General features: G+C 69.0%; 12 protein-coding genes and 3 tRNA genes. 10 read left to right on the forward strand and 5 right to left on the reverse strand.

The genetic code is table 11. The annotated features are described in order from the left end of the window. Window positions 1-1,344: 1,344 nt before the first annotated feature. Complete coding sequence (locus AB0E94_RS50340) at window positions 1,345-3,390, reverse strand: response regulator (RefSeq protein WP_360343245.1); 2,046 nt, start codon at window positions 3,388-3,390, stop codon at window positions 1,345-1,347. A 72-nt stretch (window positions 3,391-3,462) separates the two neighbouring features. On the opposite strand from AB0E94_RS50340, the gene AB0E94_RS50345 reads away from it, so the two are divergent. Then, window positions 3,463-7,524, forward strand: a complete 4,062-nt coding sequence (locus tag AB0E94_RS50345) for a PAS domain S-box protein (RefSeq protein WP_360343248.1) — start codon at window positions 3,463-3,465, stop codon at window positions 7,522-7,524. Here AB0E94_RS50345 and AB0E94_RS50350 read toward each other — a convergent pair. Beyond that, window positions 7,487-7,864: a hypothetical protein gene (locus AB0E94_RS50350; protein WP_360343251.1), complete on the reverse strand. Its 378-nt coding sequence runs from the start codon at window positions 7,862-7,864 to the stop codon at window positions 7,487-7,489. The genes AB0E94_RS50345 and AB0E94_RS50350 overlap by 38 nt on opposite strands. Continuing rightward, window positions 7,849-8,736 (reverse strand): aldo/keto reductase, encoded by an 888-nt coding sequence (locus tag AB0E94_RS50355; RefSeq protein ID WP_360343254.1) that lies wholly within the window; start codon window positions 8,734-8,736, stop codon window positions 7,849-7,851. Before AB0E94_RS50355 ends, AB0E94_RS50350 begins: the two co-directional genes overlap by 16 nt. Window positions 8,737-8,985: 249 nt before the next feature. Here AB0E94_RS50355 and AB0E94_RS50360 point away from each other — a divergent pair. From AB0E94_RS50360 to AB0E94_RS50370, 3 genes are all read left to right on the forward strand, one after another. Beyond that, window positions 8,986-9,059: transfer RNA gene (locus tag AB0E94_RS50360), tRNA-Trp, on the forward strand. Between the two features lie 5 nt (window positions 9,060-9,064). Next, window positions 9,065-9,136: transfer RNA gene (locus tag AB0E94_RS50365), tRNA-Gln, on the forward strand. Window positions 9,137-9,152: 16 nt separating this feature from the next. Continuing rightward, window positions 9,153-9,233: transfer RNA gene (locus AB0E94_RS50370), tRNA-Tyr, on the forward strand. Between the two features lie 96 nt (window positions 9,234-9,329). Here the strand turns inward: AB0E94_RS50370 and AB0E94_RS50375 are convergent. Both AB0E94_RS50375 and AB0E94_RS50380 read right to left on the reverse strand, forming a co-directional pair. Further along, window positions 9,330-10,106 (reverse strand): DUF4190 domain-containing protein, encoded by a 777-nt coding sequence (locus AB0E94_RS50375; RefSeq protein WP_360343257.1) that lies wholly within the window; start codon window positions 10,104-10,106, stop codon window positions 9,330-9,332. Window positions 10,107-10,137: 31 nt separating this feature from the next. Then, window positions 10,138-11,325: an ROK family transcriptional regulator gene (locus tag AB0E94_RS50380; protein WP_360343260.1), complete on the reverse strand. Its 1,188-nt coding sequence runs from the start codon at window positions 11,323-11,325 to the stop codon at window positions 10,138-10,140. 22 nt (window positions 11,326-11,347) lie between these two features. Between AB0E94_RS50380 and AB0E94_RS50385 the strand changes: the two genes are divergently transcribed. The 6 genes from AB0E94_RS50385 (at window position 11,348) to AB0E94_RS50410 (ending at window position 19,227) form a co-directional block, all read left to right on the forward strand. Continuing rightward, on the forward strand, window positions 11,348-12,229 hold the full coding sequence (locus tag AB0E94_RS50385; RefSeq protein WP_360343263.1) for a substrate-binding domain-containing protein: 882 nt from the start codon (window positions 11,348-11,350) through the stop codon (window positions 12,227-12,229). Window positions 12,230-12,381: 152 nt separating this feature from the next. Next, window positions 12,382-13,689, forward strand: a complete 1,308-nt coding sequence (locus tag AB0E94_RS50390) for an ABC transporter substrate-binding protein (protein WP_360343266.1) — start codon at window positions 12,382-12,384, stop codon at window positions 13,687-13,689. Then, on the forward strand, window positions 13,686-14,558 hold the full coding sequence (locus AB0E94_RS50395) for a sugar ABC transporter permease (protein ID WP_360343269.1): 873 nt from the start codon (window positions 13,686-13,688) through the stop codon (window positions 14,556-14,558). Before AB0E94_RS50390 ends, AB0E94_RS50395 begins: the two co-directional genes overlap by 4 nt. Then, complete coding sequence (locus tag AB0E94_RS50400) at window positions 14,555-15,367, forward strand: carbohydrate ABC transporter permease (protein WP_360343272.1); 813 nt, start codon at window positions 14,555-14,557, stop codon at window positions 15,365-15,367. The genes AB0E94_RS50395 and AB0E94_RS50400 overlap by 4 nt, the downstream gene beginning before the upstream one ends. Continuing rightward, a complete protein-coding gene (locus tag AB0E94_RS50405; protein WP_360343275.1) occupies window positions 15,364-18,057 on the forward strand; it encodes a glycoside hydrolase family 2 protein in 2,694 nt (897 codons plus the stop codon). The genes AB0E94_RS50400 and AB0E94_RS50405 overlap by 4 nt, the downstream gene beginning before the upstream one ends. A 189-nt stretch (window positions 18,058-18,246) precedes the next feature. Then, window positions 18,247-19,227 (forward strand): glycosyl hydrolase, encoded by a 981-nt coding sequence (locus AB0E94_RS50410; RefSeq protein ID WP_360343278.1) that lies wholly within the window; start codon window positions 18,247-18,249, stop codon window positions 19,225-19,227. Window positions 19,228-19,395 lie beyond the last annotated feature (168 nt).

A 19,395-nucleotide genomic window follows, 5' to 3' on the forward strand; every position in this document is an offset into this window, starting at 1 on the left:
CACGCCCTCATCGCCCTCGCCAAACTCCACCTCGGCGGCTACAACATCGACCTACCAGGCCGCACCTAACCCACACATCCACCCGGAGAGCCGAATAATCGTGCAAGATCGCCGCGAATGTGGAGAACCATGCAAGATCTACACGGCTGGCCGGGGGCCGAATCCTCTGCGAGCACGACATTCCCGCCTCGGCCCGGCGTCCCGGTCGCATGCGTGACCAGCGCGACAGCACGAAGGGCGAGCGCGAAATCATCGCTCGGCATGAGGAACGGCCGTGGATACGGCGAAAGCTTTGAAGGAGCTTCCCATCAACGCCGGGCTCCACAAGATCGACGCAGGCGAGCGACGCACGGCGCCGCGCCGGCGGCTCACCCAGCCGATCTGGATAGAAAGCAAAGCCCGACCCGTGCGAAGCTGCAGGTGACTGTGGCCATGACGCGAGGCTCGCCCGATCTCGCGGGGCGTAAGGGCGCGATGACGCCTGACCACAGCCGTTTCCCCCACCCCGGGCAGGCGCGAAGCGCCCCGGAAGATTTGTGAAGTTCGGGCACACCCGTCCCGCCCTCAAGTTTCGCCACTTGGGGATCGGATGGGCGACGGCGCACCGGGGATCGGTCGCAACCCTTGGTCGTCGGCCTTCCGCTGGATGCGGTCGGCGGCGCTCGGCCCGGCCCGGTCGCCAGCGCGCGGCCAGACGCGGTCGCCGGTGTTCGGCCAGCACGGGTCGCCGACGCGCGACGACGACCAGCGCACACAATCCGGCAATGTGCGATTCCATCCTCGCCGGAACGACGACAGGCGCACACGGACGGCACAACGTGTGCTCCCGTCCCCGTCAGAGCGAAGCAGACGCACACGATCGGCGAACGTGTGCGCTGACCATCGCTGCAGCCGGGCGAACGTGTGCGCTGACCATCACTGTGGTCGGCAGACCCGGCCTCGGCAGCCCGCTCCCGGTATCGGCTCTGGACGGCCGTCCAGGGCCATAAGGACCTCACGGTGATCTTGCGGAGTTCGTGGGGATGACACTGACCAGGACGAATGCAAGACTCACTTCGGCTGTGGCCCTGACCTGTAATGTCGCTGCCCAAATGGCGAAACTCGAGTGTCCCGCCGAACTCCCCAAGATCGCCGCAGGCGCGCGTGCGAGCGGGTGGCGCAGGCGAGCGGACGGCGCAGGCAAGCGCCACGGGCAAGCGGCGCGGACGAACCGACGGCGCGGGCGAACCAGCGGCGCGGGCGAACCAGCGGCGCGGGCGAACCAGCGGCGCGGGCGAACCAGCGGCATGGGCGAACGGGCAAGTGGCGCGGGTGGGTGGCTTGGGTGGGTGGCCTGGGTGGGTGCTAGTGGTGGAGGGGGCGGTCGGCGTCTGGGGCGGCTGTCAGGACCGCGCTCAGCGCCTCCCGTAACTCGGCGGCGGTGAACGGCTTCGCGATGATCGTGCCGTCCGGCTCCAAGGCGGTGCCGTCTTCGGCGATCAGCGCCTCGGCGAACCCGGAGATGAAGATGACCTTCAGCTGTGGGCGTGCGCTGATCAGGTGGTGGGCGAGCTGCCGGCCGTCCATCTCCGGCATCACCACGTCGGTGACCAGGCAGTGGATCGGCCCGGGGTGCGCCTCGGCCAGCGCCAGCGCGGCCAGCCCGTCACCGGCGGTCAGCACCCGGTAGCCGGCCTTGGCGATGAAGCGTTCGGCCGCTTTGCGCAGCGGCTCGTCGTCGTCGACGAGCAGCACCGTGGTCTCCCCGGCCCGCGCCGCCCGGGACTCGGACGGCGGTACGTTCGGCTGCTCCCCGGGCACCGCCGTCGCCACGCCCGGCAGGCGCACCTGCACGGTCGTACCGGATCCGCGTTTTGAATCGATGGTTATCTCGCCGCCTGCCTGGGTGACGATCCCGTGTGCCGTCGACAGGCCGAGCCCGGCCGTGCGCACGTCCTGTTTTGTGGAGAAGAACGGCTCGAACGCGCGGCGCTGCACCTCGGGGGTCATCCCGCCGCCGGTGTCGGCCACCTCGATCACCGCCATGCCACGTACCGGATCGTGCACTGCGCTGATGGTGACCACCCCGCCGTCCGGCATCGCCTCGCCGGCGTTGCGCAGCAGGATGTGCAGCAAGCGGTCCAGCCCGCGCCGGTCGATCCGGGCCGACGGCGTGTCGTCGGACAGCCACACGGTGACACCGACGTGCTCGCCGGTCAGCTCACCGGCGAACGCGGTGATGAACGCCTTGAGGTCGACGACGACCGGCTCGTTGATCTCCCGGCGGCCGAACGCCAGCAGTTGCTCGGTCAGTTTGGTGGCCCGGCGGCCGCCCTGGGTCACCTGCCGCAGGTCTTCCAGCATGGTGTCGGCGGCCGCCTTCGCGATCCCGCCGTGCTCGGTCTCGTCGGTGATCGTGTCGCTGACCAGCTGGGTGAACCCGAGCATCGAGCCGAGCAGGTTGTTGAAGTCGTGGGCGATGCCGCCGGCCATCCGGCGCAGGCTGTCCAGGCGTTCGGCGTCGTGACCGGCTGCCTCCTCCTGCCGCTGCCGGGCCTCGTGCTCGATCCGGTTCTCGGCCGCCGCCAGGTCGGAGATGTCGTCAACCATCACGACCGCGCCGGCCATCCCGCTGCCGCTGTCCGGGAACGGCCGCAGGTGTACCCGCAGCCACCTGTCGGACAGGTCCTCGCGGATCAGGTGGGTCCGGTACCGGTGCTCGACAGGTGTCGCGGTGGTGTGGCGGACCGCCTGGACCGCCTCGCCGCGAACGGCCGGGTCCAGGCAGATGAGCCAGCCGCTGCCGCTCAGGCGCTTCTCCGGCTGCCCGGTGATTTCGGCGAGCCGGGGATTCACATAGGTCGCGTCGCCGTCCGCGTTGAGCATGGCGATCCCGACCGGCGACACGGTGGCCATCGCCTCGAACTGCCGTTCCCGGTGCCGCAGGGCGCGGTCCTTCTCGACCAGCTTGGCGCTGACCGCCTTGCTGTGCACCCGGGCGAAGTCGGCCGCTGAGCCGACGCTGACGTCGACCGGGCCGGCGGCGAGCACCTCGTCGACCGCGTCGAGCAGTTCCCGTGGGTCGGCGCCGCGCAGCACGACCCGGGACACCCCGCACGCGTCGGCGATCGGCCGGGTCTCCGGTTCCAGGTAGTTGGCGGTGTAGAAGATGACCGGCGAGCTGGCGGTCACCGGGTCCTCGTCGGAGCGCAGCCGGTGGACCAGTTCCAGGCCGTCGATACCGGGCATCAGCACGTCCGAGACCACGATGTCCGGATGCTGGGCGCGCACCACGTCCAGCGCGTCGACCCCGTCGCTCGCTTCGAGAACCTCGTGGCCACGGCAGCTGAGCAGCATGGTCACGAGGTCGCGATTCTCGGCGACGTCGTCGACGACCAGAACGGTTGCCATGACGGCCTCCTCGTAAGTAACGCTATTCAGAATCTTCCTCTCAAAGCACCTTGAAAGTGGTAACTCAAAGAAATGCCTCCGTTCGCTGCACGGCGTACGCCTGCGATGTACCAGGTCGCAGCCGGAGCACTCGCCCTGATTCTCGGGTTCTTCACCGGTGGATGGGGTTTGACCTCGGCGGGCGCGGCGATGATCGCCGTCGGCCGGCTCACCCGGCCCTGGCCACGCCGCATCGCGCTGCTGTTTCCGCTGCTCACAATGGCCGCCGTGCCCTACAGCCCGGACGGCGCGATCGCCCTGCTGCCGCTCGCCTGCGCGCAGGCGCTGCTGCTGGCTGCCCGGCCCCGGCCCTGGATGCGGTTCACCAGCCAGTGCCTCGCGCTCGCCGCGTGCGCCCTCACCATCGTCGACTGTTACGCCGTGCTCTTCGGCGCCACCGACCCGAAGCTCCTCGCGCTGGCCGCCACCATGTTCCTGCTCGCCCTGGCCACGCTGGCCGACTGCCGTGACTCGGGCATGGGCCGGCTGCTCTTCGACCAGTCGGTCAGCGCGGTGCTCACCCGGCGGCTGGCCGGTTCGGCGCTGCTCGCCCTGCCGCTGATCGGCCTGGTGCTGATCGCCGGACAGGAGGCCGGCCTGTACTCACTGTCGACCCGGTTCTCGCTGATGGTCGCGGCCAACGTCACCCTGGTGACCGTCATCGGGCTGTTCACCGGCGCCCGGATGGAGGCCACCGACGCCGCCGCCCAGCGGGAGCTGCGCCAGCGTCAGGAGATGGGCAACATCCTGCACCACACGCCCACCGCGTTCTCGGTCAAAGGGCTGGACGGCCGTTACCTGCTCGCGTCCACCGCCTTCGAGAAGCTGCACGATCTGGGCGAGGGGAAGGTCCTCGGGCTGGCCGACCACGATCTGCACTCGCCCGAGGAGATGGCCGAGATAGTCCGGCGGGACCGGGCCGTGCTGGATCGCGGCGAGGCCATGACCTACGAGGACGAGGTCGGCAGCCGTACCTTCGTGACCTCGATCTTCCCGATGCTCGACGGCGAGGGGAAGACGATCGCGATCTGCAACGCCATCACCGAGATCACCGAGGTACGCATCGCCGAGAGCAAGTTCAAGGGCCTGCTCGACGCCTCGCCGGAGGCGATGCTCTGCGTCAACGCCGAGGGCCGCATCGTGCTGGCCAACAATCGTGCGCTACAGGTCTTCCAGTACGAGCGGCACGAGCTGATCGGCGCCACCGTCGAGACGCTGGTGCCGGTGGGGCTGCGGGCCCGGCACATCGCGCACCGCCGGGAGTACAACGCGAACCCGTCGCCGCAGCGGATCGGCCACGGGATGCGGCTGTCCGCGGTCCGCAAGGACGGTGTCGAGATCCCGGTCGAGGTCAGCCTGGCCACCGTCGACGGCGACAACGGCACCGTGGTCTTCGCCGCCGTCCAGGACATCACCGACCGGCTCGCTCAGGCGCGCACCGACGCGCAGCTCGCCGCGATCGTCGACGCGTCCAACGACGCGATCGTCAGCAAGGACCTGGACGGCGTCATCCTGACCTGGAACCCGGGGGCCGAACGGCTCTACGGCTACACCGCCGCCGAGATGATCGGGCGGGACGTCACCGTCCTGCTGCCGTCGGACCGGCCCGGCGAGGAGCAGAACATGCTGGCCCGGGTCCGGCGCGGCGAGATGATCCTGCACCACGAGACCCAGCGGGTACGCCAGGACGGCCAGACCATCTACGTGTCGCTGAGCATGGGCCCGCTGCGTGACCCGGCCGGCGCCATCATCGGCGCCTCCACCATCTCGCACGACATCACCGCGTCGGTCGAGGCCGAGCAGCGGCTGCGGGTGGAACGCGAACAGTTCCAGATGATCATGACGGCGGCCAGCGACCCGTTCGTCAGCATCGACGCCCGCGGGCGGATCACCGAGTTCAACGGCCAGGCCGAACGGCTCTCCGGCTGGCAGCGGCACGAGGTCGTGGGCCGCCCGATCCTCGACATGGTCGTGCCGGTCCGCTACGCCGACGGCCTGGACCGGGTCCTCGACGGCCGGTGGGACTGGCTCCTCGACCGGCCCACCGAGATGTACGCGCTGCGCTGCGACGGCGCCGAGGTGCCGATCGAGCTGACCCTGTGGCGGACCGAGCGCGACGGCCGTACCACCTTCCACGCCTTCGGCCGCGACATCACCGCCCGCCGGCAGACCGAGATCGCTCTCGAACAGGCCCGTGACCAGGCGATTGAAATGGCCCGGCTGAAGTCGCAGTTCCTGGCCTCGATGAGCCATGAGATCCGGACCCCGATGAACGGCGTCATCGGCCTGAGCGGGCTGCTGCTGGACACCACACTCGACGACACCCAGCACCGGTACGCCGAGGGCATCCGCAACGCCGGGATCGGCCTGCTGTCGGTGATCAACGACATCCTCGACTTCTCCAAACTCGAAGCCGGCAAGGTGCTGCCCGAACGCATCGACTTCGAGGTGTGGCGGCTGCTCGACGAGGTCGTCGCCCTGGTCGCCGACACCACCGGGGGCCGTGACCTCGACGTGGTCGCCCGCTGCGACTCGCGCCTGTCCCAGCCGGTCAGCGGCGACGCCGGGAAACTGCGGCAGGTGCTGCTCAACCTGCTCGGCAATGCCGTCAAGTTCACCGAGCAGGGGCGGATCGAGGTCACCGCGTCGCCGGTCACCGACGCCGCCGGCCCGGAGGTCCCGGTGCGGTTCGCGGTCACCGACACCGGCATCGGAATCGACCAGGACAAGCAGCGCCAACTGTTCGAGCCGTTCACCCAGGCCGACGCCAGCACCACCCGCCGTTTCGGCGGCACCGGGCTCGGCCTGGCCATCTGCCAGGAACTGGTCGCCGTCCTGGGCGGCGCCATCACCGTCACCAGCCGGCCCGGTCAGGGCAGCACCTTCGCCTTCACCGTTCCGCTGAGCCCACCGGAGGACGCCACTCCCATGCATCATCCCGTCCTGGAGGGTGTGCGGGTCCTCGTCGTCACCGCCGACGACGACGAACGCCGTGAACTGCTCGACAAGCTCGGCGCCTGGTCGATGTCCGCGGTTTCCGCCGAGGACGGCGCCACCGCCGCCCGCCTGCTGATCCGCGCGGCGACCGCCGGCCGGCCGTTCGACCTGGCTCTCTGCGACACCGGCATGACCGCCACCCTGGCCGAGGCCGGCATCACCCCGCCACCGAAGATCGTCCCGATCACCGCCCCCGGCAGCCCGCCGCCGGCCGGCGGCGGGCATGCCCTGCTCAAACCGATCCGCCAGTCACAGCTGTACGACCTGCTCGTCGACGTGGTCGCGCCGGCCACCGAGCACACCCTCGACGACATGCCGGGCAGCCTGGAGAAGCAGGGCCATGTGCTGCTCGTCGAGGACAACGCGATCAACCAGACCGTCGCCCTCGGCATCCTGGCCCGGCTCGGTTACAGCGCCGACGTCGCGCCCGACGGCCGGGTCGCCGTCTCGATGGCCGCCACCCACGACTACCTGGCCATCTTCATGGACTGCCTGATGCCGGAGATGGACGGGTACACCGCGACCGCCGAGATCCGCCGCCAGGAGAGGTCCGGCGAGCACGTCCCGATCATCGCGATGACGGCCGGCGCCATGCCCGAGGACCGGGCCCGCTGCCTGGACGCCGGCATGGACGACCACGTGGCCAAGCCGGTCATGCCGCAGGACATCGCCGACGCCCTGCGACGTTGTGCCGCCGAACGCCCAGCCGTGCCCGAGCCCGCGGCGCGCCACCAGATCGAGCAGCGCCTGGCCCTGCTGCGGGCCGCCGCGCCGAACCTCGACGACGCCGCGCTCACCGGCCTGCTCCAGCGCCTGACCGCCCAGGTGCCGACCCTGGTCGAGGACGCCTTCCAGGCTCTCGCGATGGACGACACGACCGCCCTGCGCAACGCCGCCCACCAGCTCAAGGGCGCGGCCGGCAATCTCGGCGCGCAGGACCTGGCCGACGTCGCCGATCGGGTCGAGCAGGCCGCCCGCGCCGGCGACCTGGACACCGCGGTGGTCGCGGTCACCGAACTGCGGACGGCCGCCGGCCTGACCCTGGAGGCGGTCCAGGCCATCACCGGCGATCTGTCGAGGAACCCCGCAGTGCGCTAAATCCAAGATCAAGAGCAGATTCGAGATGATCGGTACGGCCAGAGGCCAGCAGCAACAGCACCCCACCCTGGATCCCCGCGAGCAGCCCGGCCGCCGCCCGGTCGGAGTCCAGCTCGGCGGACATCTCCCCGGCCGCCTGCATGTGGTGGATGCCGTCGGCCAGCGCGGCCTGCCACCGGCTCATCAACCCGTCCACCACCGACTGGGCAGCCGCCGACCGGCGCCCGGTGTGCCCCATCACGATGCTGAGCGGGCAGTCGGTGCCCTGCGCCCGGTAGCGTTCGATCACCCGCTCGCGCCAGCGGTCCCACGCGTCCCACGACGTCAGGTCGCCGAGCATCGGCTGCTGGTGCCGACCACCGCCGACGCGACGGCCGGCTGGGTGACCACCCAGTTGACCGCGACCTGCGCCATGCTTCGGCCCAGCCCGGCGGCGACCTTCTCCAGCGCGTCGACGACCTGCCACTCCCGGTCGCTGATCCGGGTCGCACCGGCGAGCCGCCCCTCGCCGCCCAATCCGTCCGCGGTCCGCCGGTACTTGCCGGTCAGCAGGCCGCCGGCGACCGGGCTCCACACGGTCAGCCCCATCCCGAGGGTCTGCGCCATCGGCACGAACTCCGGTTCGATCGCCCGGTCCACCAGGGAGTACGGCAGTTGCACGGTCACCATCGGGGTGAGCCCGTTCGCCTCGGCCAGGCTCTGGGCCCGGGCCGCGTACCAGGCCGGCACATCGGACAGCCCGGCGTACCTGATCTTCCCGGCCCGGACCAGGTCGTCGAACGTCCGCACCACCTCCTCGATCGGCGTGATCCGGTCCCAGGTGTGCAGCAGATAGAGATCGAGATGGTCGGTGCCGAGCCGGCGCAGTGACTCGTCCAGCGCGCGGATCATGTGTTTGCGCCCATTGCCGCCGGCGTTCGGGTCGGCCGGGTCGATGCTGTTGGTGAACTTGCTGGTCAGCACAAGCCGGTCCCGCTGACCACTGCGGGCGATCAGCCGGCCGAGGATCCGCTCGCTCTCCCCCGCGGTGTAGAAGTCCGCGGTGTCGATGAGGTTGCCACCGGATTCCACGTACCGCCGGAAGATCGCCTCGGCCTCCTCCTCGGACTTTCCATAGGCGGCGTGGAAGCCATCGACGCCGAAGTTCATGGTGCCGAGAGCGAGCCGGCTGACCCGGAGCCCGGACCGGCCGAGCAGGTAGTAGTCGTTCATGGCCCCGACGGTGCCTCGCCGAAAATGGACCGGCAAGTCCAGAAACCCGCAGGTCAAAAAATGGTTTGTCGCGGCCGATCGACCGCATTAATGTCTCCCTCAACGAAGCAAGCCGCACCGATGGAGGAGGGTCCCGATGTTCTGCTGGCAGCAGTGTTACTACCCCGGCCCCATCGGGAGGCGCAGCTAGCGCCCGGCTTCCACGCCGCCTCCCGGTTTCGGGATGGCGGCTTTTTTCATTTCACACTTAGGGGTGTGGCGCAATTCGGTAGCGCAGCGGCTTCCAAATCCGAAGGTTGCAGGTTCGATTCCTGTCACCCCTGCTCATTCTCTTGTCGTCCAACTGGCAGGACGCCCGGCTCTGGACCGGGAAATTCAGGTTCGAATCCTGGCGAGAGAGCGGTGAGTCACCACACGCGGGAGCGCCGACGCTGGAGAGTCGGGACCGGCTGTAAACCGGTTGCATAGCTGAGCGGGTTCGAATCCCGCCTCCCGCACGCGTTTCACGGCCTCGGTGGGTCCCCGGTGGGGCCGCCCGTCTGCAAAACGGGTCCTTCGGGCGCTCCGGTTCGACTCCGGCCCTGGCCTCCGATTCACTTCACCAGCGAGGTGGTACGGGGTGTGACAGGCGCTGCGGCGATGCACTGCACACTGCGGTCCAGTTTCCAGCCGACCTCGTCCTCCGGGTACAGGTAGTAGATCTCCAGGTCCGAGTTCTCCTCGGTGTCGTACGGCTCGAACGCCGTACCGCATCGCTCGTCGCTCTCGTCCTCGACGGCCTTCAGGCCGGGGAACGCGCCGGCCGGGAACTCGAAGACGTGGTAGACCTCGGCCTTGTGCGACTGGGTGCACGGCACCACCGGCATGTCGTAGACGGTGGTCGACTCGTCGATCTCGCTGATGCAGTCGCCGGCCTTGAGCTCGGTGGCCTCGACGGTCTCGATGCCGTCGATCCGGTTGCGCAGCTCGCCGAGGACCGCACCGGTGGCGACCACGATCGTCAGCACCAGGGTGATGCTGGAGATGACCAGGGCCGCGATGGCGAACCCGGACCCCTTCTGCGGCCGCCGCCGGATCTGGACCAGCGCGGCGATGCCGAGCCCGAAACCGAGCAGCGTGCCGAGGACCGGACCACCGCAGATGCTGGCGACGAACGCGCCGATCGCGAGTCCGTTCGGCCCGGGGCTGGGCATCGGCGGCGGATAACCCGGGAACTGCTGGTACGGGCCAGGCGCCCCGTAAGGCTGCGGCGCTCCGTAAGGCGGCGGGGCGGGCGCCCCGTAGGGCGGCGGCACGTCGCTGGGGGTGTAAGGCGGCGGAAAGTACGACGGAGGCTGCTGCGAGGGATCAGGCGGGACCGGGTTGTGCACGGACGCACGGTAGTGCCCCGTACCGCCCACGTCACGTCCTTATTGATCTCGATCTGACATCGGCCGGCGGCGTGTTGGTGTGGCCGGGCGCGACCGCCGCCTGGACCACGAGGGCGGCCGCGCCGATGGCCGCGGCGTCCCGCGGCTGCGCGGACAGCTCGACCACGACCGGGTGCCGCTGGCGGGCGTGCGCGGTGCGGTCCAGATGGGCGCGCAACCGGCGGGCGTGGATGGCCCCGGCCAGGGCGACACCGGGGCCGGTCAGCACGACCCGCCCCAGGTCGAGCAGGTTGACCATCGAGGTGACGGCGACCGCGAGATGCCCGGCGGCTCGATCGAGCAGATCAAAGGCGACGGCATCCCCGTGTACGGCAGCGCGCGCCACCGTGTCGTACGCGCTGGAGACCGTCGCCGCCGGATCGAGCCGGATCCGGCCGTCGGAGCGGGCCGCGTCGACCACCGCCGCCATCGACGCGTAACGCTCGACGCAGCCCCGGTTGCCGCACGGGCAGGGCAGCCCGTCGTAGTCGATCGACATGTGCCCGAGCTCGCCCGCGTCGAAGCTCGCCCCCCGGAACAGCGCCCCGCCGAAGACGAGCCCGGCCCCGATGCCACCGGCCAGGTAGACGCACCCGAACGCCTGCTCCCGGGAGACCCGCCGGCTCCAGAACTCGCCGAGCGCGGCCGCCGCCGCGTCGTTCTCCACCAGCACCGGCAGCCCCAGCCGATCCGCCAGCTCGGTCCGCAGGGCGTGCAGATCAAAGGCTTCCGGCCCGCCCGGGTACGGCGTGGGCGCCACGATCGCAAGCCCCTCGACCCGGTCGCGGGGCAGGTCGAGTCCGGCCGTGAAGTCGTCGAACTGGCCGGCCAGCCGGTCGGCCGGCTGCCGTGGCACCACCTCACGCCCGACGACGCCGCCGGTCAGGTCGACGGCGACGCAGGTGACCGTGTCCGGCCCGAGGTGGAACCCGATCCCGAACCGGAAGGCCTGCTTGATCGAGATCAGCTTGCGCGGCTTGCCCCGGATCGAGTCGGCCGAACCCACCTCGTGGATGATCCCGTCGGCGATCAGGTCGCGGACGATGTTGGAGATCGACGGCTGGGTGAGCCCGGTCAGGTCGGCGAGCTCGACCCGGCTGATCGCGGCCGCCGAGCGGATGACGTCGACGACGAGGGCCCGGCTGCCCGGTCCGGCGGCGGGCGTTTCGCGACGTGCCATCGAGGTAGTGTCTCCGAGTCTCGTGCCGACAGCGACACCCTACCTGGAGGAATCGGTGCCCAAGGCGTCCCGGCGGGTCGGTCTGGTGCTGGAGCGCGCGGCGCAGGTGCTCGGCGAGGAGCCCTACTACCACGAGTTCCTCGAGGGTCTGGAGCGGGTGCTGGCGCCGGCCGGGGTGTCGGTGCTGGTGCAGGTGGTGACCGACCGGGCGGCCGAGACCGCGACCTACGAGCGGTGGGCCGCGCAGGCCCGCGTCGACGGGGTGGTGCTGGTCGACCTCGGGCCCGACGACGAGCGGGTCGGGCTGGTCGCGCGGCTCGGGCTGCCGGCGGTGGTGCTCGGCGATCCGTCGACCGCGCAGGGGCTGCCGACGGTGTGGACCGACGACGCCGGATTCGCCCGGGAGGCGGTCGGCTATCTGGCCGGGCTCGGGCATCGGGTGGCCGGGCACGTCACCGGGCCGCCGGCGTTCGCGCACACCCAACTGCGGCGCGGCGGGTTGCAGGCCGAGGCGGTCGACCGCGGCATCACGCTGCTGGTGGCCGAGGGCGATTATTCGTACGACGGAGGCCGCGCCGCCGCCCTCGAACTCCTGACCGCCCGTCCCGTACGGCCGACGGCGATCGTCTTCGACAACGACGTGATGGCGCTCGCCGGGCTGGAAGCCGCCGCTGAATGCGGGCTGAAGGTGCCGGCCGACCTGTCCGTGGTCGCGTGGGACGACTCCCCGCAGTGCCAGCTCGCGGTGCCGGCGCTGTCGGCGATGAGCCACGACGTGGAGCGGATCGGCGAGCTGGCCGCGCAGGCGGTGCTGGCCGCGATGGCCGGCGCGCCGGCCGAGGTCTACCAGGCGTCGCCGGCCCACATGGTGGTGCGTTCGAGCACCCAATCCCCCACCTCCTGACCCTGGTCCGCGGCCTGCTCCCCGCACACCCTCCGACTATATAAATTATTAATTTAACCTTGACGTGACCGCAACAGGGGCACCAAGCTGTGCCCTCAACGGGCGGCCGTCACATCCGCTCGGGTCGATCAGATGACGAACGGATGAGCGCGATGACCAATAGAAGGCGATTCCTCGGGTTCGGTACGGCGGCTGTCCTGGCGCTGGCCACCGGCTGCACCGGCGGCGCTGCCGAGCAGGGGCCGGCCGACTTCTCCGGGCAGATCACCGGCGACATCACGGTGCTGACCAACCGCACCGACCTGGCCACCACCGCCCTGCCCGAGTACGCGAAGAAGTTCCAGGCGAAATACCCCGGAACACGGGTGACGTTCGAGCCGGTCACCAACTACGAAGGCGACGTCACCACCCAGCTCAGCTCCGGTGAATACGGCGACGTGCTGCTCATTCCCAACACGGTCGCGGTCGACCAGCTCGGCCAGTTCTTCGAGCCGCTCGGCACGGTCGACGAGATCCGCGCCGGGTACCGGTTCGCCGACGAGAAGGCGTACGACGGCAAGGTATACGGGTTGTCTCTCGGCGGTGTCGCCAACGGTTTCGTGGTCAACAAACGGGTCTGGGCGCAGGCCGGGATCACCGCGCCGCCGAAGACACCCGAGGAGTTCCTGGCCGGGTTGACAGCCGTCGACGAGAAGACCGACGCCATCCCGTTCTACACCAACTACAAGGACGGCTGGCCGCTCAGCTTCTGGAACAGCCAGCGCGCCGTTCTCGGCAAAGCCGACGCCAACGAGACGTTCCCGGCCGACGCGAATCCGTGGCAGCCCGGAAAGATCCAGCACATCACCGACGGTCTGCTCTTCGACATCGTCAACCGCAGACTCAGCGAACCCGACCCGCTCACCACCAACTGGGAGGGGTCCAAGCCGATGCTCGGCACCGGCAAGGTCGCGTCGATGCTGCTCGGATCGTGGGCCGTGCCGCAGATGCGGGACGCCGCCAAAGCCGCCGGCGCCAATCCGGACGACATCGTGTTCTGGCCGTTCCCGTACCAGACCGACGGGAAGTTCCACGCCCGCATCGAAGGCGACTACAAGGGCGCCGTCAGCCGGAACAGCAAGAACAAGGCCACCGCGAAGGCCTGGCTGGAATGGTTCGTCACCAACTCCGGGTTCGCCGCCGACCAGCAGGCCATTCCGACGGCCGTCGACCAGGAACTGCCGGCCGTGCTCAAGGACTTTCAGGCCACCGGCGTCGAGTTGATGGAGCTTCCGGCCGCCGCTGCCAACAGCGGCAAGGAGGACCAGATCATCAAGGCCTCCGAAATCGACCTGGCCGGAAACATCTACCGGCAGAAACTCGTCGACATCGCACGCGGCGCCGCCGACGGCGACAAGGAGTCCTACTTCGCCGAACTGAACAAGCGGTGGAGCGAGGCACAGTCGCAGGTCATGAAGTGACACTCGGGCAACGCCGCTGGATGCCGTGGCTCTACCTGTTTCCGGCGCTCGGGCTGCTGATCACCTTCACCTATGTGCCGGTCGGAAACATGCTGGTCTACAGCTTCACCTCGTGGGACGGGCTGGACGTCACGATGGAGCCGGCCGGACTCGACAACTACGTGCGGGTGTTCACCGACGAACGGTACTGGCGGGTCTTCCTGGTCAGTGGCTACTACTTCGCGGCGTCGTTCGTGCAGATCGCGATCGCCCTGTACTTCGCGGTGATCCTGTCCTTCGAGACGCGTTTCCGGAACCTGTTCAAAGGGATCCTGTTCTTCCCGTACCTGCTCAACGGCGTCGCCGTCGGTTTCGTCTTCCTCTATCTCTTCCAGCCCGGCGGAACGCTCGACACGGTGCTGGGCTGGGCCGGTCTCGGCGAGCACACCCGGTTCTGGCTCGGTGACCCGGACGTCGCGAACATCTCGCTGGCCGGCACGTCGGTGTGGCGGTTCACCGGCCTGAGTTTCGTGCTGTTCCTCGGGGCCATCCAGTCGATTCCCGGCGAGATCTACGAGGCCGCCGAAATCGACGGGGCCGGGCGGTGGCACCAGTTCCGGCACATCATCGTGCCCGGGATCCGCCGGATCATCAGCCTCTCGTTCATTCTCGCGATCTCCGGGAGCCTGTCGGTCTTCGAGATCCCGTTCATCATGACCGGCGGCGCGAACGGCACCCGCACCTTCGTGGTCCAGGCCTACGAGACGGCGTTCCAGTTCCGGCAGATCGGCCTCGCGTCGGCGATGGCGGTGGTGCTGCTGATCGTCGTGCTCATCGTGACCTGGGTGCAGCGCCGGCTCGTCCCCGACGAGGAGGTGCAGTTGACGTGAAGGCGTTCGCCAAATACCTGTCGCTGGCAGCCATGTCGATCGTGGTGTTGCTGCCACTGACCGTGGTGTTCTTCGCGGCGTTCAAGACCCGCGCCGAATACAGCACGACCGGCCCACTCACCCCACCGTCGAACTGGCTCAACTTCGACAATTTCGCCACCGCCTGGTCGGAGGGGCGGATGCTGCTCGGATTCTGGAACACCACGGTGATCCTGGCGGTCTCGCTGACCGGAACGATCCTGGTCGGCACTCTGGCCGCCTACGCCGTCAACCGGTTCGAGTTCCCGTTCAAGCGTCTCGTTCTCGGGTCGTTCCTGGTCGCCGCGCTGGTTCCCGGGGTGACCACCCAGGTGGCGACGTATCAGATCGTCAAATCGATGGGCCTGGTCAACACGCCGGGTTCGGCGATCGTGCTGTTCCTCGGCACCGACATCATCTCCGTCTACATCTTCCTCCAGTTCATGCAGTCCATTCCGCCGAGCCTCGACCAGGCCGCGATGATCGACGGCGCGTCCCGCTTCACCGTCTACCGGCGGATCGTGCTGCCACTGATGAAACCGGCCATCGCGACGGTGGCCATCATCAAGGGAATCGCGATCTACAACGAGTTCTACATCCCGTTCCTGTATCTGCGCTCCCCCGATCTGGGGGTGATCTCGACAGCCCTGTTCCGGTTCAAGGGCCCGTACGGAGCGCAGTGGGAGACCATCGCCGCCTGCACCATGATCGTCATCCTCCCGACGGTCGTGATCTTCCTCCTGCTGCAGCGGCTCATCTACAACGGCATAACCGCGGGAGCAACCAAGTGATCAAACCCCTCTCCGGTACGTGGACCCTGCGCTCCACGAGCCCGGCCACCGTCCCGCCCGCTCCCACCACGGACGCCCTCACCGCGAACGCCCTCACCACGGACGCCCTCACCGCGAACGCCCCCACCACGGACGTCGTCGCGGAACACGCCGCAGTCCGCGACGTCGTCGGGGCCGGCAACCCAGCGACGGTGCCCGGATGTGTGCACACCGACCTGCTCGCCGCCGGACTGATCCCGGACCCGTTCCTCGACGACAACGAACTGACGGTCGCCTGGGTGGGCCGCACCGACTGGACCTACTCCCGCCCGATCAACTGGGACGGCCCGGCCCACGACCGTATCGACCTGGTCTTCGACGGCTTGGACACGGTCGCCCGCATCGAGATCGACGGCAAACCGATCGGGTCGACCCGAAACATGCACCGCGCCTACCGCTTCGACGTGACCGAGGTCCTGACCACCCGCCAGTTCGACGTGAGCGACGTCCTGACCACCCACCAGCAAGCCACCGACCGGCCCGCCGGACCGGAAACCGACGAACGGATGCTGAGCGTTCACTTCACCTCGGCCTATACCGAGGCGGAGCGGGTGCGGGCGCTGGTCGGGCCACGGCCGAACGCATATCCGGAGCCGTTCCAGTTCATCCGCAAGATGGCGTGCAGCTTCGGCTGGGACTGGGGACCGACCCTCGTCACCGCCGGCATCTGGCGCGGGGTCCGCCTTGAGGGATGGAGCACCGCACGGCTTGCCACGGTCCGGCCGCTCGCCACGTATAGCGACGGCATCGGACGGCTGGACCTGATCGCCGACATCGAGCGCACCCGGGACCGCACGCTACGCGCGGAGATCCGGATCGACGACCGCAAGATCGCGACACTCGACGTTCCCGCCGACCAGTCCGGCCTGAATGCACAGGTCGACGTGGATGGCGTGACGCCATGGAGCCCGGTCGGCTACGGCGAGCCGACCCTGTACATGTTGACGATCGTCTTGGCCGATGTTGACGACGGCACTGAACTCGACCGCTATCAACAGTTGACCGGCTTCCGTAGCGTCAACATTGATTCCAGTCAAGATGAGGCGGGGACGCGGTTCGTCGTTCACGTCAACGGTGAACCTGTCCTGGTCAAGGGCGTCAACTGGATCCCGGACGACATCTTCCCGTCCCGGATGACCCGTGAACGCTATGAACTGCGGCTACGTGAAGCTGTCTCGGCGGGTGTCAACCTGATCCGGGTCTGGGGTGGCGGCATCTATGAGGACCGCGACTTCTACGAACTGTGCGACCAGCTCGGGTTGATGGTCTGGCAGGACTTCCTGTTCGCTTGTGCCTGCTATCCGGAAGAGGAGCCGATCCGGTCGGAAGTGCTCGCCGAGGCCCGCGACAACGTGCTCCGCCTGTCCCCGCATCCGAGCCTGATCACCTGGAACGGCAACAACGAGAACCTGTGGCTGCGTGGCGCACACGGCTGGGCCGACGATCCGGGCGGTGACCAGAGCTGGGGCGAGGCCTACTACCTGTCGTTGCTGCCGGAACTGGTGTCCGAGTTGGATCCGTCGCGGCCGTACCAGGCGGGCAGTCCGTGGTCCGGGTCGTGGGAGCAGGAGCCGAACGATCCGGCGCATCAGACGTTCCACTCGTGGGAGGTGTGGAACCGGCAGGACTACCTGCACTACCGCGACAGCGCGCCCCGATTCGTGGCCGAGTTCGGCTGGCAGGGGCCGCCGGCGTGGCGCACTCTGCGGGACGCGGTCTCCGACGAGCCGATGCGGCCGGACTCGCCGGGAGTCCTGCACCACCAGAAGGCCGAGGACGGCAACGGCAAACTCGCGCGCGGTCTGGCGCCACACTTCCCGGCGCCGTCCGGGGTGGCGGCCTGGCACTATCTGACCCAGCTGAATCAGGTGCGGGCGGTGCGTACCGGCGTGGAGCATTGGCGGTCGTTCTGGCCGCACACCGCCGGGACCATCCTGTGGCAGCTCAACGACCTGTGGCCGGTCACGTCGTGGGCGGCGATCGACGGCGCGGGCCGGCACAAGCCGCTGTACTTCGCACTGCGCGAGATGTACGCCGAACGCGCCCTCACCATCCAGCCCCGCGACGACGGCCTGGTCGTGGCGGTCCTCAACGACTCCCCGCTGCCGTGGACCGGAATCCTCCAGATCAACGAGGCCGGCGTCGAGGTCTCCGCACCGCCGCGCTCGGTCGCTCTGATCCCGGTGCCGGACGACATCAGCGGCGATGCGTCGAGGGTCGGCGGCGAGCGAAACCCGGCACCAGACGGCGGCGGTCCGATCGTCGCCGAGATGGACGGAACCCGGGCGCTCTGGTTCGCCGACGAGGCTCGGTCCGATGCCGCGAGGCAGATCACCGCCGACGAAGAGCCCGATACGACCGGGCAGGTCACCGCGGACATGGTGTTCGGCGGTGATCCCGGGCTGACCGTCACGGCCGAGGTCGTTCCCGGTGGGCTGGACGTTCGGGTGCACGCCACCGGACTGGCCCGGGACCTGCTGCTGCAACCCGATCGCATCCACCCGGAAGCCGTCGTCGATCGCGGCTTCACCACCCTGCTGCCCGGCGAGTCCACCGTCTTCGCCGTGCGGGCCCCTGTCGAGCTCGACCCGGGCTCGATCAAGGCGCCGTGGGTCCTGACCGACCTCTGGTCGGCCCTACGGCACGAATGACCCTCCGCAAAAGCAAAGGCGCGAGGCGAACGCCCCTCCGCAAAAGCAACGGCGCGAGGCGAACGCCCCTCCGCAAAAGCAACGGCGCGAGGCGAACGCCCCTCCGCAAAAGCAACGGCGCGAGGCGAACGCCCCTCCGCGAAACCGACGCGCGAGGGAGAGCGCGAGAGAAGAAGGAGGTAACACCCCGTGCGAGTCCCCCTGGCGATCGGCGCGGCGCTGCTGCTCGGCGCCGCTCTGCTCCCCGTCCCCGCCACCGCCTTCCCGGCGACCAGCAAGACGACAGTCCTCAACTATCTGCGGTCGATCACCGGCAACAAGATCGTCTCCGGTCAGCACAACAAGGAACCGGCCAGTTCCCCCGGCCAGTACACCCGGCAGGTGTACGACGTGACCGGGCAGTGGCCGGGCCTGTGGGGCGGCGACATGATGTTCCGCGCCGACGACGTCAACAACCGCCAGCGTGTGGTGGATCAGGCCAAACAGGAGTGGGCCAACGGCTCGCTGGTGGCGCTGACCTGGCACGCGTGTTCCCCCACGGTCGGGCGGACGTGTGAGTTCGAGGGCGGCGTGAAGACGCAGATCTCGAACACCCAGTTCCAGCAGATCGTCACCGGCGGCACCGCGCTCAACCAGACGTGGCGAAGCCGGATGGCCGAGGTCGTGCCCTACCTGCGGCAGCTGCGTGACGCCGGGGTGCCGGTGCTGTGGCGGCCGTTCCACGAGATGAACGAGACGTGGAACTGGTGGGGCGGCCGGTCCGGCGCGAACGGCGGCGCGAAGATCTACCAGCAGATGAAGGACTACTTCGACAGTCAGGGCCTGACCAACCTGATCTGGGTGTGGAACGTGCAGGACAACCCGGCCGGCGGATGGTCGGGCTACTACCCGGGTGCGAACTACGTCGACGTGGTGTCGCTCGACGTCTGGTACAAGGGTCACCCGTCGACGGGCGACTACCAGCAGATGCAGACGATCGCGGCCGGCAAACCGATCGCAATCGCCGAGATGGGGAAGGTGCCGAACGCCTCGCTGCTGACGAGCCAGACGCGGTGGGCGTACTTCATGGTGTGGTCCGAGCAGTTGCGCGGCAGCAACACCAACGCCGAGATTCAGGCGGCGTACTTCCACTCCCGGATCCTGAACCAGGGTGAGGTCGTCCTCCAGTAAGGACTCAACTCGATATACGCCGGTGGGGGCGGGGGTGAACCCGCCGCCCCCGCCCCCCCCAACCCAAAAATGAGGTGGAGGTTGGCGGGCGGGGGGGGGGGGTGCCCGTGATAAAAGTCGGGGAGCCGAACGGGGTTGCGCGGCCCGGGGGGGGGGGGGGGCGCCCCC

The sequence above is a fragment of the Actinoplanes sp. NPDC026670 genome, from assembly GCF_040638175.1.
GTDB lineage: Bacteria > Actinomycetota > Actinomycetes > Mycobacteriales > Micromonosporaceae > Actinoplanes.

Excerpts from the sequence above, each read along its gene's own strand:
- AB0E94_RS50340 (WP_360343245.1), bottom strand. The coding sequence starts at position 3,390 with ATGGCAACCGTTCTGGTCGTCGACGACGTCGCCGAGAATCGCGACCTC.
- AB0E94_RS50345 (WP_360343248.1), top strand. The coding sequence starts at position 3,463 with ATGCCTCCGTTCGCTGCACGGCGTACGCCTGCGATGTACCAGGTCGCA.
- AB0E94_RS50350 (WP_360343251.1), bottom strand. The coding sequence starts at position 7,864 with ATGCTCGGCGACCTGACGTCGTGGGACGCGTGGGACCGCTGGCGCGAG.
- AB0E94_RS50355 (WP_360343254.1), bottom strand. The coding sequence starts at position 8,736 with ATGAACGACTACTACCTGCTCGGCCGGTCCGGGCTCCGGGTCAGCCGG.
- AB0E94_RS50380 (WP_360343260.1), bottom strand. The coding sequence starts at position 11,325 with ATGGCACGTCGCGAAACGCCCGCCGCCGGACCGGGCAGCCGGGCCCTC.
- AB0E94_RS50390 (WP_360343266.1), top strand. The coding sequence starts at position 12,382 with ATGACCAATAGAAGGCGATTCCTCGGGTTCGGTACGGCGGCTGTCCTG.